We start from the raw sequence: 434 nt of genomic DNA, 5'->3' as shown, positions 1-434 counted from the left end.
AAAACAATGCTTCCAGCCATCGCCAGAAGCAGACTCGCCACAATGATTTTTGCATCGGTAAATGTATAGGGATTCCAGATGCTGTCCCATGAGATAAGCTTTGTAATGCTGTTAAACATAGTTTTAAAGTCTCCTGTTCTCCGGCAGAAATAATCTGATAAATACCGGGTAAAGATAGCTGGCACCGAATGTCCCCAGTTTCTTCGGCCCCGATACACTCCCTTCCGCATCCATCAGCTCCAATGCCTTATGAAATGCAATCATCACCGTTGCCTTCGTAATGGACTTTTCTTTCCGGCTGATGAACATCTCACCGCTGTTTGATCCGTCCCTGCGTTTTTTTATTATGTAAGAAAACTTAAGTCCCTTGCTGGTACAGAATGGATACCCTTCAAACTGAATGATGGTATTCCACAGCAATTCATCCACCTCAG

The 434-nt window shown here is 44.0% G+C and carries 1 protein-coding gene; it reads right to left on the bottom strand.

The window, feature by feature from the left end; translation table 11 throughout:
* Positions 1 to 123 precede the first annotated feature (123 nt).
* On the bottom strand, positions 124 to 429 hold the full coding sequence (locus tag NE664_14290; protein MCQ4727804.1) for a hypothetical protein: 306 nt from the start codon (positions 427 to 429) through the stop codon (positions 124 to 126).
* Positions 430 to 434: the final 5 nt, after the last annotated feature.

This window comes from Anaerotignum faecicola, assembly GCA_024460105.1.
Lineage (GTDB): Bacteria > Bacillota > Clostridia > Lachnospirales > Anaerotignaceae > JANFXS01.
The sequence above is the reverse complement of the archived record's forward strand: the minus strand, read 5'-3'. Positions and strand labels throughout refer to the sequence as shown.